At 72.4% G+C, this 14,112-nt stretch carries 9 protein-coding genes, 1 pseudogene and 1 riboswitch; of the genes and pseudogenes, 1 reads left to right on the top strand and 9 read right to left on the bottom strand.

All coding sequences use genetic code 11. The features are described from left to right. Positions 1-15: 15 nt before the first annotated feature. From DER29_RS16835 to gcvT, 8 genes and pseudogenes are all read right to left on the bottom strand, one after another. Complete coding sequence (locus DER29_RS16835) at positions 16-1,236, bottom strand: DegT/DnrJ/EryC1/StrS aminotransferase family protein (protein ID WP_121398187.1); 1,221 nt, start codon at positions 1,234-1,236, stop codon at positions 16-18. Positions 1,237-1,784: 548 nt separating this feature from the next. Continuing rightward, positions 1,785-3,140, bottom strand: coding sequence for an MFS transporter (locus DER29_RS16830; protein WP_121398186.1), 1,356 nt, complete (start codon positions 3,138-3,140; stop codon positions 1,785-1,787). 214 nt (positions 3,141-3,354) lie between these two features. Further along, complete coding sequence (locus DER29_RS16825) at positions 3,355-4,731, bottom strand: NAD(P)/FAD-dependent oxidoreductase (protein ID WP_121399287.1); 1,377 nt, start codon at positions 4,729-4,731, stop codon at positions 3,355-3,357. A gap of 208 nt (positions 4,732-4,939) precedes the next feature. Next, positions 4,940-6,310: an L-serine ammonia-lyase gene (locus tag DER29_RS16820; RefSeq protein ID WP_121398185.1), complete on the bottom strand. Its 1,371-nt coding sequence runs from the start codon at positions 6,308-6,310 to the stop codon at positions 4,940-4,942. Positions 6,311-6,353: 43 nt separating this feature from the next. Then, positions 6,354-7,289: a proline dehydrogenase family protein gene (locus DER29_RS16815; RefSeq protein ID WP_121398184.1), complete on the bottom strand. Its 936-nt coding sequence runs from the start codon at positions 7,287-7,289 to the stop codon at positions 6,354-6,356. Positions 7,290-7,394: 105 nt separating this feature from the next. Next, positions 7,395-8,668 (bottom strand): annotated as a pseudogene (gene glyA, locus DER29_RS16810) (serine hydroxymethyltransferase). Then, the gene (gcvH, locus tag DER29_RS16805; RefSeq protein ID WP_121398183.1) at positions 8,665-9,057 is read right to left on the bottom strand and encodes a glycine cleavage system protein GcvH; all 393 of its coding nucleotides are present in this window, start codon (positions 9,055-9,057) and stop codon (positions 8,665-8,667) included. Before gcvH ends, glyA begins: the two are co-directional and overlap by 4 nt. A 34-nt stretch (positions 9,058-9,091) precedes the next feature. Continuing rightward, positions 9,092-10,219, bottom strand: a complete 1,128-nt coding sequence (gcvT, locus tag DER29_RS16800; protein ID WP_121398182.1) for a glycine cleavage system aminomethyltransferase GcvT — start codon at positions 10,217-10,219, stop codon at positions 9,092-9,094. Positions 10,220-10,357: 138 nt separating this feature from the next. Further along, a riboswitch (glycine riboswitch) is annotated at positions 10,358-10,450 on the bottom strand. Between the two features lie 260 nt (positions 10,451-10,710). Here gcvT and DER29_RS16795 point away from each other — a divergent pair. Further along, positions 10,711-13,254 carry a collagenase gene (locus DER29_RS16795; RefSeq protein ID WP_233599867.1) on the top strand — a complete coding sequence of 848 codons (2,544 nt, stop codon included), beginning with the start codon at positions 10,711-10,713 and terminating at the stop codon, positions 13,252-13,254. Positions 13,255-13,394: 140 nt separating this feature from the next. On the opposite strand, the gene DER29_RS35415 is transcribed toward DER29_RS16795, so the two are convergent. After that, complete coding sequence (locus DER29_RS35415; RefSeq protein WP_233599866.1) at positions 13,395-14,030, bottom strand: NAD(P)/FAD-dependent oxidoreductase; 636 nt, start codon at positions 14,028-14,030, stop codon at positions 13,395-13,397. Positions 14,031-14,112: the final 82 nt, after the last annotated feature.

Genomic DNA, 14,112 nt, shown 5'->3' with positions numbered 1-14,112 from the left:
TCCCCTCAACCGTCACTAGGAACGGGTTCCGTAGTCCAGCGCGTCGCCGAGCGCGGCGACCATCGTCTTCACGTCGACATCGCCGAAGGCCGGGTGGCACGGCAGGTTGATCTGCTCCTCGAACCAGCACCGTTCGGCGACCGGGCAGTCGCCGAGCCCGTTGCCCCGGTTACGCCACTCGGGTAGCAGATGCACCGGGAAGTACCGCAGCCACACGTCCACCCCGAGCTGCACCAGGCGCTCGACGACCCGGTCCCGCACGATCCCCTGCTCCGGCCGGACGAACATCGTGTACAGGTGGTACGAGTGTCGAACGCCGTCGGGAGCCAGTTGGAGGCGTACACCCGGATGGGCCGCGAGAGCCTCGTCGAGCTGAGCCGCGACGCGTCGCCTCGCCTCGGTGAGCGCGGCCAGCTTCCGGAGTTGCACCAGGCCGACGGCGGCGGCCGGCTCGCTCAGCGTCGCGTTGGTGCCGGCGGCGCGTACGCCGACGCACTCGCTGCTGTGGGCCAGCCCGTCGAACATGGCGCGGGGCACCTTTGGCAGGTCCGGTACGGCCGGCCGGTACACCGCGTCGCATTCGTTGTTGCGCAGCCGGGTGATGCGCTCGGCCCAGTCGTCGCGGTCCAGCGTCAGCATGCCGCCCTCGCCGAGGGTGGTGATGTTCTTCGTCGAGTGGAAGCTGAAGCAACCGATGTCTCCGAGCACGCCCGGCCGTTCGCCGAGGTACTCGGCACCGAGTGCGTGGGCGCAGTCCTCGATGATGACGAAGTCGTGGCGCTTTGACAGTTCCCGGATGGCGGCCATGTCGGCCGGCAGGCCACCGTAGTGAACGATGATCACCGCCTTCGTGCGGTGGTTCACCAACTCCGCGAGCCTGTTCACGTCCACGTTCAGCGAGTTCGGATCGATGTCGCAGAAGCGCACCGTCGCCGGGTAGTCGAGAAGCGGCTGCGCCGTCGCCTGGTAGGTCTGCGGCGTCACCACGACCTCGTCGCCCGCTCGCAGATCCAGGAGTTGGATCGCCAGCCGGAGAGCGACGGTTCCACTGGTCACCGTGAGGGCGTGCGCGGCACCCGTGTAGGTCTTGAACGCTTCCTCGAACCTGCGCCTCCAGGAGCCCTGCGACAACCGCTCGCGCGACAACAGCACATCGGCGACGGCCCTTACTTCCTCGTCACCGAGAATGCTGCCCAGCGTGGGATACGGAACTCCGGGCCGCGTCGGACTTGTCAAGATCAGGCCCTCTCGATTCGGGCCGTACGTGAGACCCGCGATCAGTTCCGTCAGGGTCTCGACATCGGCTGCCGTACGGCGTCCCGATGATTCTGTTCGGCCGGCCTGTCAGCTCACCTTCGTCGGCCGGTCGCCGGATCGCCCGTACCGTTTCCGACGCTTCGGGAAACGCCCGCCGTGTCCCGCCGGCGGGACACGGTCACGCCGGCCCAGGGTCCGTCGGGGCGGGATCCGACGGCGCGGGTGTCGTCGGCGCGGGCGTCGACCGCGAGCCGGCCGTCCACGGTGGAGGGCAGTCGAGCGCGCAGGCCGCGCCCTCGCCACGAGGCCGGGCTGCGGCGCCGGCTGCCCGGGTATCGCGCGGCAAGGCACGCGCCGACCGGGCACAGTCAGTGGTCGGCCGGTGCGGCCCGCCACACGGGCCGGGGGCGACCCGGCGAAGTACCGGGCAGGACGATCACGAGCAGAGCCGGCGACGCGGGTGGTCGGCGAGGAGCGTGGGTGTCCGGGCGGGACCGAGGAAGGCGACGCCCCCTCGCCCCGGGCGGTCAGCCGACCTCGCGGGCCTCCACCGGGCCGTGCGCGTCGCCGTCCGACACGCGAACGCCGGCCTCGGCGCTCCCCCGCCGCGCGGGGGATCCGCCCTCGACCGCCACCCCGCTCTCCGGCGTGCCCGCCCTGTCCGGCGTCGCGCCTCCGCCTGCCACGCCTTCACCTTCGGTCCTGGTGATGGACGCACGGCCCGTCAGCAGCAGGCCACCGATCACGGTCAGGATCGCCACCGCGACGAGGGTCAGGCGGTAGTCCGCGACGGCGACGAACCAGGCGCCCAGTGGAATGCCTATCGCCATCGGGCCGAACAGGACGGTGCTGGCGGTGCCGGCGACCCGCCCGAGCAGGTCCTGCGGCGTCTGTCGTTGCACCGCCGTCATCGCCGCGACCACCGCCCAGGGCAGACCCACACCGACGACGACGCTGCCGGCCACGACGCCGGGCGTCCAGGGCAGCAGGCGCGCCGCGGTTCCGGCTGCGAACAGGACCGCGCCCAACGTCCCGACCAGTGCCTCCCCCCGTCTGGCCATCAGTCGTCCGGTGAGCAGGCCCCCGGCCAGAGCACCGGCGCCCTGCGCGGAGGACAGCACGCCCATGAACGCCACCGACAGTCCCAGGCCCTCGTCGACCACGGCGAACGTGGCGGCCGTCGTGAGTCCGGACATCGTCACGACGAGCGCGCCGACGAGCACGATCGCCCGCAGGCGGGCATCGCCCAGCAGGAACCGGACGCCCTCCCAGGTCTCGTCCACGATCCGCCGTCGCCGCACCGGTGGCCGCGACTCCGGTGCCCGGACGAGGCGGTAGAGCGCGGCGGCGATGATCAGCATGACGGCCGCAAGGGCCGCGACCCCCGCCCCACCCAGCAGCGTGAAGAGACCCGCGCCGAGCAGCGGCGCCAGGAGCTTGGCCCCCTCCTGCGCGCTCATGCGGAGGCCGTTCACCCGCCCCAGCGCGTCACCGGGTAGCGCCGCCGGCAGCCACGCGGCCTCACCGGCGTCGAGCAACACGTAACTGATCCCGTACCCGAGCATGACGACGTACAACAGCCAGACCTGATCAGCGGACCGCACGGCCAGCAGCAGCAGGAGCGAGGCGGCCACCACCAGGTTCGTCCAGACCAGCAGCGGCCGGCGGGGTAACCGGTCGACGAGTGCGCCCAGCAACGGCCCGAAGAGGGTGGGGAAGAAGACGCAGAAGCCCGCCATCGCGGCGAGGCTGGCGGAATTGGTCAGGGCCATCACCCAGATCCCGGCGACCAGGGACATTGCCGTGCCGCCGAATCCGGAAACCAGGGAGACCACGACGAACAAAGCGACGTTGCGCCTCTGCCCGGCGGCCAACGGCACCATTCTGCGCCCTCCCCCGATGGTCGAGTCGAACTGGCTCGACGTTAGCGGCGAGAGGGCGGCTGTCAACCCGCGCCGGGGAATTATCTCCTCCCCTTACCTATTGATCGTCCCCAGTCGGAGGCCTCTCGGTCGATCGGCCCGAAATGCATTCCTGCCGTCTCGTTCGGATGGACCGTGTGCCGCGGCCGCCGCGCCGGATGGCGTCGGCGGCCCGTCAGCGGGCGCGGCGGTTGGCCCGCAGCGCGCCCAGGAGCACGCCGGGTGTGGCCAGCGAACTCGGGTGGGCACGCATTGACACGACCTCGTTGAAGCGCCGTGCGGTCGGCACGTCGGTGACGGTCGCCGTGACGATCCGCCTGCTGACCCAGCTGGAGAGCCGGTAGCCGCGCGGGTAGGGCCCGTCGACGTGCGGCAGCGCCAGGTCGGCGGAGGTCGACATCGACCAGGCGACGTCGACCACGACCTTCTGCAGGGCGAAGAACCGGTGCGCGGGCGCGCCCAGATCCGGGCCCGACCGCAGGTAGGTCGACAGGCAGGCCGCGTGCAGGGCCGCCGCCGTCATCCCCTGCCCGTACACCGGGTTGAACGACGCGACCGCGTCGCCGACGCTGACGAGCCCGGCCGGGAGCCGCTTCAGCGCGTGGAAGTCCCGCCGCCGGCTGTCGGCGTGGCGGTAGGTCCGGACGTCGCCGAGCAGCTCGTTCCCGGCGACGTCGCCGAACTCCGGCGGGAACTGCTCGCGCAGCCGGCGGACGAAGTCGGCCGCCGTGCGCCCCGGGCGGTTGTCACCGTAGCCGGCCATCATGGCCATCCACCGGCCGTCCTCGACGGCGAAGAACGCGGCGCCGGCCACGTCCGAGGACATCCCCGGAGTGTGCAGTGCCATGACCACCGTGGCCGCCGGATCCGCCTCCCGGCGACGGAACAGGGCGGTCGCGTAGTTCAGGTTCACGGTCATCCGCCGCAGGGCGGGCCGCTCCCAGCCGGCCTGCTCCAACCACTCGGAGACCCTGCTCGATCGCCCCATGGCGTCCACCACCAGGTCACCCGACTCGACGCCCGCCGTCCCGCCTGCCTCGCAGCGGACCCCGGTGACGGCGGCGCCGTCACACACGAGGCCCGTGGCGCGGGCGGTGATGGTCTTGACGTTGGGCAACCGCAGCACCCGCTGGCGGATCAGATCCTCCAGCAGGGGCCGGGTGCCCGCCAGGCTGTCGGCGTCGTCGGGCACGACTACCTTCAGTCGCCCGTCGAGGTAGCTCCGCCTGGCCGCCGGCGGTGCCTCGACCGCCCCCCGGGCCACGGCCTGCTCACGGAAGCCGGGGAACAGGTGCTCGAGCTGGAGGAAGCCGCCAGGCAGCAGCGCGTGCAGCTGCGTCCCCTGTGGCACGCCCGGCCGCCCGCCGGTCGCGTGTGGATCGTCCCGGTCGACGATGACGACGCTCTCCGCGTAGTCGGACAACACGCGGGCCGCCAGCAACCCGGCGACGCTGCCGCCGACCACGACGGCCCTGCCGATGACCGGGGACGCCTGGTCGGGTGGCCGCACCGCGTTCAGCGCGGCGAGGACCCGGGCCGGGGACATGGACATCATGCTCTCCAAGGGGTACGCGGGGACCTTTCCGCCTGCCTGCCAGAGACCGGTAGCGTGGGCGGACCGGCGGGACGGACCGGTCGGCGCGACGCCCGACGATCGTCGCACAGGCGTCGGCCCCGAGCGGGGGACGCGCAGGTGTTGTCCCGAGCCGGGATGCGGCAGGTGCCGACGTCACCGGCCCGACTCCGCGCACCGCAGCGGTTCAGCACTCGATGACGTTGACCGCGAGCCCTCCGCGTGCCGTCTCCTTGTATTTCACCTTCATGTCCGCGCCGGTCTCGCGCATGGTCTTGATGACCTTGTCCAGCGAGACGTGGTGCACCCCGTCGCCGCGCAGCGCCAGCCGGGCGGCCGTGATCGCCTTGATGCTAGCCACCGCGTTGCGCTCGATGCAGGGGATCTGCACCAGACCACCGACCGGGTCGCAGGTCAGGCCGAGGTTGTGCTCCATGCCGATCTCGGCGGCGTTCTCCACCTGCTCGGGGGTGCCGCCCAGCGCCTCGGCCAGCCCGGCGGCGGCCATCGAGCAGGCCGAGCCCACCTCGCCCTGGCAGCCCACCTCGGCGCCGGAGATCGACGCGTTCTCCTTGAACAGCACGCCGATCGCGCCCGCCGCCAGCAGGAACCGCACCACCCCCTCCTCGGAGGCGCCCGGGGAGAACCGGGTGTAGTAGTGCAGCACCGCCGGAATGATCCCCGCCGCCCCGTTGGTCGGCGCGGTGACCACCCGGCCGCCGGCGGCGTTCTCCTCGTTGACGGCGAGGGCGAAAAGCGTCACCCAGTCCATCGCCCGTAGCGGGTCGGTAGGGTCGGACTCCGTCTCCAGGCTGCGGCGCAGCTCGGCGGCGCGGCGGCGTACCTTCAGCCCGCCGGGCAGCACCCCGTCGCGCGAGCAGCCCCGCTCCACGCACTCCCGCATCACCCGCCAGATCTCCAACAGGCCGGCGCGCACCTCGCCCTCACCGCGCCAGGAGAGCTCGTTGGCGAGCATCACCTCGCTGATCGACAGCCCCGTCGACGCGGTCACGCCGAGCAACTGCGCACCGGTGCCGAACGGGTGCCGCACCCGCGTGGCGTCGGGCCTGATCCGGTCCGCCCCCGCCGCCGCCTCGTCCACCACGAAACCGCCGCCGACCGAGTAGTACGTCCGCGCCCGCAGCTCCGCGCCGTCGTCGTCGTACGCGACGAAGGTCATCCCGTTCGGGTGGTACGGCAACGACCGGCGCCGGTGCAGCACCAGGTCACGATCCGGGTCGAAGTCGATCTCGTGCGCGTCGAGCAGACCCAACCGCCGCTCGGCACGGACCCGGGCGACCCGCCCGTCCACCGTGTCCGTGTCGACCGTCTCCGGGGCCTCGCCGGCCAGCCCCAGCAGCACCGCCCGGTCGCTGCCGTGGCCGTGCCCGGTCGCACCGAGCGAGCCGAAGAGTTCCGCCCGCACCCGGGCGGTACCGGCCAGCAACCCGTCGGCCTTCAGCCCCGCCACGAACGTACGGGCGGCCCGCATCGGCCCCACCGTGTGGGAGCTGGACGGCCCGATGCCGACACTGAAGAGATCGAAAACACTGATCATGGCTGCACTTCCTGTCGCGTCGGCCGCACCCGGCGGCGGTGGCTCAATTGGCGGAACCGGGCGTGAACGAGCGGGCCAGCAGCAGCAGGTTCGCCGGCTTCTCGGCGAGTCGCCGCATGAAGTACGCGTACCAGTCACGGCCGTACGGCAGGTAGACCCGCATCCGGTTCCCGCCCGAGGCCAGTCGCAGCTGCTCGTTCTCGCGGATCCCGTACAGCATTTGGAACTCGAAGTCCTCGACGCTCCGCCCGCCCTGTCGCGCCAGGTGCAGGGTGTACTCGATGAGCTTCGGGTCGTGGGTGGCGACCATCGGATACCCCTGCCCCTCCATCAGGATGCGAAGGCACTGCCGGAACTCGTCGTCGACCTGACGCTTCTTCACGAACGCCACCGAGGCGGGTTCGGCGTAGGCGCCCTTCACCAGGCGGACCCGGCTGCCCGGGTGGGCGAGCCGCCGACAGTCGTCCGCCGTGCGGCGCAGGCACGCCTGGAGGGCGACGCCGACCCACGGGAACTCCGTCCGCAGGTCGCCGAGCAGGGAGAGGGTCGCGTCGACGGTGGTGTGGTCCTCCATGTCGATCGTGACGCCTGAGCCGACGGCCGCGGCGGCGGCACAGACGTCGCGGGTGAGCCGCAGGGCGTGCCCGTACCCGTCGCCCGGCAACGACCCACCGAGCGCCGAGACCTTCAGTGAGACCTCAGCGGCGGTGGCCAGGTCCGCGGCGTGCAGCGACCACAGCAGCGCGAGGTACGTGTCGCGGGTGGCCTCGGCCTGTGCGAGCGCCGTCGTCCCCTCGCCGAGGTGGTCGATCGTGACCTGGAGGCCCACCCCGGCGAGCCGGCGGGCCACCCCGACCACCTCAGGATCCTCCTCGCCCGCGACGAACCGTTGGACGATTCCTCGGGTCAGGGACGATCGCGAGACCACTGCGCGGATGCGGTCGTTCTCCGCGGCCAGGAGCAGGAGCTTGTTCGGCATGGAACGCCTTTCCGGAGAGCCGAATCCCGATGCCGTCGCCCGACGGCGGCGGGCGGGGTTGGTGCCGCCGGGAGCACGGCGTCCGCACGCGCCCCGGCGGTTGGGTCACGGGCGGGCCGTGGGGCCCGCGTAGAGCGGATGCCGATCGGCGAGGCGGCGGACCCGCGCCCGCAGTTCCTCGCCGCCCTCGGCCGTCGTCAACGCGGTGGCGACGATGTCGGCGACCTCGGCGAAGTCGGCGTCGTCGAAGCCCCGGGTGGCCAGCCCCGGCGTGCCGATCCGCAGTCCCGAGGTCACCATCGGCGGACGGGGGTCGAACGGTACGGCGTTGCGGTTGACGGTGACGTCGATGCTCTGGAGCAGCCGCTCCGCCTGGAGGCCGTCCAGCTTCGCCGCGCGCAGGTCGACCAGCACCAGGTGCACGTCGGTGCCGCCGCCGACCACCCGGATGCCGGCGTCGTGCGCGTCGGCGGCGCCCAGGCGCCCGGCGACGATCCGCGCTCCGCGCAGGGCGCGCCGTTGCTGGTCGCGGAACTCCTCGCCGGCGGCGATGCGGAACGCCACCGCCTTGCCCGCGATGGTGTGTTCCAGCGGGCCGCCCTGCTGGCCGGGGAAGACCGCCGAGTCGAGACGCCGGGCCAGGTCGGTGTCCGCGCTGAGGATGGCGCCGCCACGCGGGCCACCGAGGGTCTTGTGGGTGGTCAGGGTGACCACGTGGGCGTGCGGCACCGGGTTGGGATGCAGCCCGGCGGCGACCAGCCCGGCGAAGTGCGCCATGTCGACCAGCAGGTACGCGCCGACGGCGTCGGCGATGCGGCGGAACCGCGCGAAGTCCAGGTCCTCGGGTACGCCGACCAGCCCGCCACCAGCATCTTCGGCCGGTGCTCGTGCGCCAGCCGCTCGACGGCGTCCATGTCGACGAGGAAGCTCTCGGCGTCCACCTGGTAGCCCACCGCCCGGTACAGCCGGCCCGAGAAGTTGATCCGCATCCCGTGGGTCAGGTGGCCGCCGTGCGCGAGGTCGAGGCCCAGGATGGTGTCCCCGGGTTCGAGCAGGGCCGCCATCACCGCGGCGTTGGCCTGGCTGCCGGAGTGCGGTTGCACGTTGGCGTACGCGGCGCCGAAGAGCCGCCTCGCCCGCTCGATCGCCAGGCGCTCGACGGTGTCGACGTGCTCGCAGCCGCCGTAGTACCGCCGGCCGGGGTAGCCCTCGGCGTACTTGTTGGTGAGGACCGAGCCCTGCGCCTCCAGGACCGCCCGGGGCGCGTGGTTCTCCGAGGCGATCATGCCCAGGGTCCGCCGCTGCCGGTGCAGCTCGGCGGCGACCGCCTCGGCGATCTCCGGGTCGACGTCGATCAGTTCACGGTCGAGGAGGGTCATGCCGCACCGGCCGTGTCGGCGTCGGCCAGGTAGGCGCGGTACTCGTCGGCGGTCATCAGCGCCGGCGCGTCGGTCAGCCGCACCCGCACCAGCCAGCCCGCCCCGTAGGGGTCGGTGCCGATCAGGTCCGGGTCGGCGACGACCGCCTCGTTGGTGGCGACGATCTCGCCGCTCACCGGCATGTACAGCTCGGCCACCGACTTGGTGGACTCCACCTCGCCGCAGACCTCGCCCACGCTCAGGTGGGTGCCCGGCTCGGGCAGTTCGGCGTAGATGATGTCGCCGAGGGCGGCGGCGGCGAACGCGGTGATGCCCACGGCCGCCGGTTCGGCCGTGTCGTCGATCCATTCGTGGTTGCGGCTGTAGCGCAGACGCGCGGGTACGTCCATGGTCGTCACTCCTGGGGGGATGGGTCGGTTCGCGTCAGCGCGGACGGCGGTAGAACGGCAGCGGGCTGATCCGCACCGGCTCGGTGTCTCCTCGGACGACGACGCCCAGCCGGGACCGGGCCTCGATCGCGTCGGCGTGGACGTAAGCCATCGCGACGGGCCGGTCGAGCGTCGGTGACAGCGCGCCGCTGGTGACCACGCCGACGGGTCGCGCCGGTACGCCGTCTGCCAGCGCGACCACCGGATGGCCGGTCCTCGGCACGCGTCGCCCGGTCCCGGTCAGTCCCACGAGGACGGTGGCGGCCCGGGCGTCCCGGCGCTCGGCCAACGCGGCCCGGCCGACGAAGTCGCCCGGTTTGGTGAAGGACACCACCCGTCCCAGGCCCGCCTCGAAGGGGGTGACGCCCTGGTGCAGCTCGCACCCGTACAGCGGCATCCCGGCCTCGATGCGCAGCGTGTCCCGGCAGGCCAGCCCGGCCGGCGTCAGCCCGTGCCCGGCGCCGGCGGCGAGCAGCGCGCGCCAGACGTCTTCCGCGTCTGCGGCCCGGAGGAAGAACTCGAAGCCGTCCTCGCCGGTGTATCCGGTACGGGCGACGATCGCCGGCCGTCCACCGACGTCCACGGCGGTGGCGGTGTAGTAGCGGAGTCGGGTCGGCTCCGCGCCGACCACGGCGCGCACCGTGTCGGCGGCACGTGGGCCCTGCACGGCGATGATGGCCCGCCCGGCGGTGTGGTCGGCGACGGTCGCCGCGTGTCCGGCGCAGCGTAGGTGCAACGCGGTCAGCGCGGTGCGGGTGTTGACGGCGTTGGTCACCAGCAGGTACCGGTCGGCGGCGAGCCGGTAGGCGACCAGGTCGTCGAGCACGCCGCCGGTCTCGTCGCAGAGCATGGTGTAGCGGGCGCCGCCGACCGGCACCGCCGACAGGTGCCCGACCAGCGCCTGGTCCAGCGCCGCCGCGGCGTGCGGCCCGGACACCTCGAGCTGCCCCATGTGGCTGAGGTCGAAGAGGCCGGCACGTTCGCGTACGGCGCGGTGCTCGGCGGTCTCGCTGCCGTAGCGCAGCGGCATCGACCAGCCGGCGAAGCCGGTGAACCGGGCGCCGAGTTCGGCGTGCACGGCGTGCAGGGGTGGGTGGAGCAGAGTCGTCGGACTTTGATGCACGGAGGCCTCCCTCGTCCCGACGCGGTCGCGTCGTACGGTCGGTTGCCTCCCGCTCTGTCATCGACCTGAGAGCTTCACCGCCGGTTGGCGGCTTGCACCGTGGGTGAGACGACTGATCGTCTGCTTTCCAGAGTTCGCCTCACCCGAGCGGTAACGGGGCCTGAGAGTTTCTTGGGAGTTTGCTCCTTCGGCGCCCCGACGGACGGTCGGGATCTCTCCCGCGCGGGTTCGAACGGCGTCTATGTACTTGTGGGTTGCCCGCAGACCGTAGGCGACCGCCTGAGCGGCTGTCAACGGCAACGGAACGTAGTCGGATCGTCACTTATATCGATCATCGGCGATTTCTTTACACGATGTGTGATGTGTGCCATTGTACTGGCCACCTACAGCGCGGACCCCAACCTGATCGACGGGAATCGACGCCGCAGCCACCCCACACCGCCACCACCTGCCGGCCAGCGGGCCGGACCACGAACGCCAGGAGGCGACCCGTGAGAACCACGAGAACACGAAACCGACGCGGCTGGCCCGCCGTCCCGCTCGCACTGGCGCTGGCGCTCGGGCTGACCCCGATGGCCTCCTCCGGCACCGCGCACGCGGCGTCACCCAGGCCGACCGGCGCCGCCCCGAGCGACGCCGGCCTCGGCTCCGGCGCTGGCGACGCCCACGTCCGGCGGGCGCCGCTGCCGCTGAGCGAGCGGGCCCCGCTTCCCTCGTCCCGCGAGGAACTGCGCCGCGACTACGACCGGCCCGACGACGGTGGGCGGCGCAACGCCCCGTCGACGCGCGGGGCGGCCGCCGCGCCCTGCGCGGTCGGCGACTTCACGAGCCGGACCGGCAGCGCCCTGGTGCAGCAGATCAGGGCGTCCACCACCGACTGCGTGAACACCCTGTTCAGCCTCTCCGGAAGCGACGCCTCCCAGGCCTTCCGCGAGGCGCAGATGACCAGCGTGGCGTACGGGCTGCGGGACAACGCCGCCTCCTACGACGGCACCAACGGCACGGGTACCGCCCAGCTCGTGCTGTACCTGCGGGCCGGGTACTACGTGCAGTGGAACCACCCCGCCACCGTGGGCTCGTACGGCCCCACCCTGCGCACCGCCATCCGCGCCGGGCTGGACACGTTCTTCGCCAACGGCCGCTCCGGCGACGTCAACGACGTCAACGGCGAGGTACTGGCCGAGGCGGTCACCCTCATCGACAGCGCGGAGGAGAACGCCCGCTACCTGTACGTGGTGAAGCGGCTGCTGACCGGCTACAACAGCTCGTACGACTCTTCGTCGTGGATGCTCAACGCCGTCAACAACGTCCACACCGTGCTGTTCCGGGGCCACCAGCTGCCCGAGTTCGTCAGCGCCGTCACCGCCGATCCGAGCGTGCTGGACACGCTGTACGCCTTCGCCACCGGCAAACGGGCCCTGCTCGGCACCGACCGGGGCTACCTGGTCTCCAACGCCGGCCGCGAACTGGGCCGCTTCCTCCAGCACACCGCCCTGCGGTCGAAGGTGCGGCCGCTGGCCCGGGGCCTGCTCGACCTGAGCGCGATGACCGGCTCCACCGCCACCCTCTGGGTCGGCGTCGCGGAGATGACCGACTACTACGACAAGCCGAACTGCGCCTACTACGACACCTGCGACCTCCAGGCGCGCCTGGCCGCGGCGATCCTGCCGGTCACCTTCACCTGCGGCAGCACCATCCGCGTCCGCGCCCAGCAGATGACCTCCGCCCAGCTCGACTGGGCGTGCGCGAGCATGCGCAACCAGGACGCCTACTTCCACTCGGTGGCGGCGGACAAGGGTCCGGTCGCCGACGACCGCAACACGACCATCGAGGTGGTGGTCTTCGACTCCAGCGCCGACTACCAGACGTACGGCGGGCCGATGTTCGGCATCGACACGAACAACGGCGGCATGTACCTCGAAGGCGACCCGGCGGTCGCCGGGAACCAGCCGCGCTTCATCGCCTACGAGGCGGAGTGGCTGCGCCCCACCTTCGAGATCTGGAACCTCAACCACGAGTACACCCACTACCTCGACGGTCGCTTCAACATGTACGGCGACTTCACCGACAACATCGCCACCCCCACCATCTGGTGGATCGAGGGCTTCGCCGAGTACGTGTCGTACTCGTACCGGGAGCTGACCTACGGCACCGCGATCACCGAGGCCGGAAAGAAGACATACCCGCTGCGTACGCTCTTCGACACCACGTACAGCCACGACACCACCCGCGTCTACCGGTGGGGCTACCTGGCGGTGCGGTACATGCTCCAGTCGCACCGCGGCGACGTCACCACGCTGCTCGGGCACTACCGCACGGGCAACTGGAACGCCGCCCGCACGCTGTTGACCGACACCATCGGCAGCCGCTACGACGCCGACTGGTACGCCTGGCTCGACGCCTGCTCGGCCGGCAACTGCGGCGGCGCCACCAACCCGCCCGCGAACCAGGCCCCGGTCGCGGCGTTCACGTCTGCCACCACCGGGCTGAGCGCCACCTTCACCGACCAGTCCACCGACGGCGACGGCAGCATCGCCGCCCGGTCCTGGACCTTCGGCGACGGCACCACCTCGACGGCGACCAACCCCACGAAGACCTACCGCGCCGCCGGCACGTACCCGGTCACGCTCACCGTCACCGACGACAAGGGCGCCACCGCCAGGACCTCCCGGAGCGTCACCGTCACCGGCGACCCCGCCGCGCTGCCCGAGTGCACCGGCGGCGACCTGCGGGCGCTGGGCCGCAACTGTCAGCGCGGCAACCTCCAGGCCACCGCCGGGAACCTGCACTACCTCTACCTCCAGGTTCCGGCCGGCACCGCCAGCCTGACGATCACCTCGTCCGGTGGCACCGGCGACGCGGACCTGTACTACAGCCCCAGCGGCTGGGCCACCACGAGCACGTACACCCAGCGGTCGGTCACCAGCGGCAACGGTGAGACGATCACGATCAACAACCCGGCCCCCGGCTACCACTACGTCAGCCTGCACGCCAAGCAGGCGTTCAGCGGGGTCACCGTGCGGTCGGAGTACTGAGGACCCGCGCCACGACCTGCGGGTGTGGCAGTCAGCGCTCGCGCGGCGGCCACACCCGCAGGTCGCGCGACCGGCCGGGCCCGGCCCGGCTGCGAGGAAGCGTCGCCGGTCACCACGTGACCGGCGACGCCGCGTGACTCTCACTCCTCGGCGGCGAGTTCGTCGAGCGTGACCGGCTGCGCCAGCGGACGGGACGCGTACCCGGCCAGGTCGGCCGCACCGGCCGTCCGGCCCGCCTCCCGCGCCGCCAGGCAGGCGGTGGCGTAGCCGCAGACCCGCCCCTGGCACCAGCCCATCCCGGCCCGGGTCAGCAGCTTCGCGCCACGGGCGTCGGTGGCGGACAGCTCCCGCACCGCCCGCCGGACCGCTCCGGCGGGCACCTCCTCGCACCGGCAGACGAGCGTGTCGTCGGCGCACCAGTCCGGCCAGCCGGCCGGCACGGGATGGACCGCGTGCAGCGCCGTCGCGAACCGGCGCAGCCGACGCCGGGCACGCAGCAGGCGGTCGTGCCGGCGGGCCGACCAGGGCGGCGGACGGCTGAGAGAGAGCGCGGCGGCGCCCCCGGCCAGCTGTCCCTCCACCAGCGCCAGGGCGGCACCGCCGACGCCGGTGACCTCACCGGCGGCGTACACCCCCGGCACCGAGGTCGTCTGGGCCGCGTCGACGGCCAGCACCAGGCTGCCGTCGGAGTCCAGCCGGGTCGCGCAGCCCAGGGCCACGGCCAACTCCACCTGCGGGGTGAATCCGAAGCCCACCGCGAGGCCGTCGCACTCCACCTCGGTGCGGTGCCGACCGACACGGTGCCGCCGGGACCGACCGGGGCGACGGTCACCCCGGTCAGGTGGTCGGTGCCGTGCG

Source organism: Micromonospora sp. M71_S20, assembly GCF_003664255.1.
GTDB lineage: Bacteria > Actinomycetota > Actinomycetes > Mycobacteriales > Micromonosporaceae > Micromonospora.
The sequence above is the reverse complement of the archived record's forward strand: the minus strand, read 5'-3'. Positions and strand labels throughout refer to the sequence as shown.

What these genes read in the sequence shown, in the direction of transcription:
- DER29_RS16830 (WP_121398186.1), bottom strand. Translation starts at nt 3,140, where the DNA reads ATGGTGCCGTTGGCCGCCGGGCAGAGGCGCAACGTCGCTTTGTTCGTC.
- DER29_RS16825 (WP_121399287.1), bottom strand. Translation starts at nt 4,731, where the DNA reads ATGTCCATGTCCCCGGCCCGGGTCCTCGCCGCGCTGAACGCGGTGCGG.
- DER29_RS16820 (WP_121398185.1), bottom strand. Translation starts at nt 6,310, where the DNA reads ATGATCAGTGTTTTCGATCTCTTCAGTGTCGGCATCGGGCCGTCCAGC.
- DER29_RS16815 (WP_121398184.1), bottom strand. Translation starts at nt 7,289, where the DNA reads ATGCCGAACAAGCTCCTGCTCCTGGCCGCGGAGAACGACCGCATCCGC.
- gcvH (WP_121398183.1), bottom strand. Translation starts at nt 9,057, where the DNA reads ATGGACGTACCCGCGCGTCTGCGCTACAGCCGCAACCACGAATGGATC.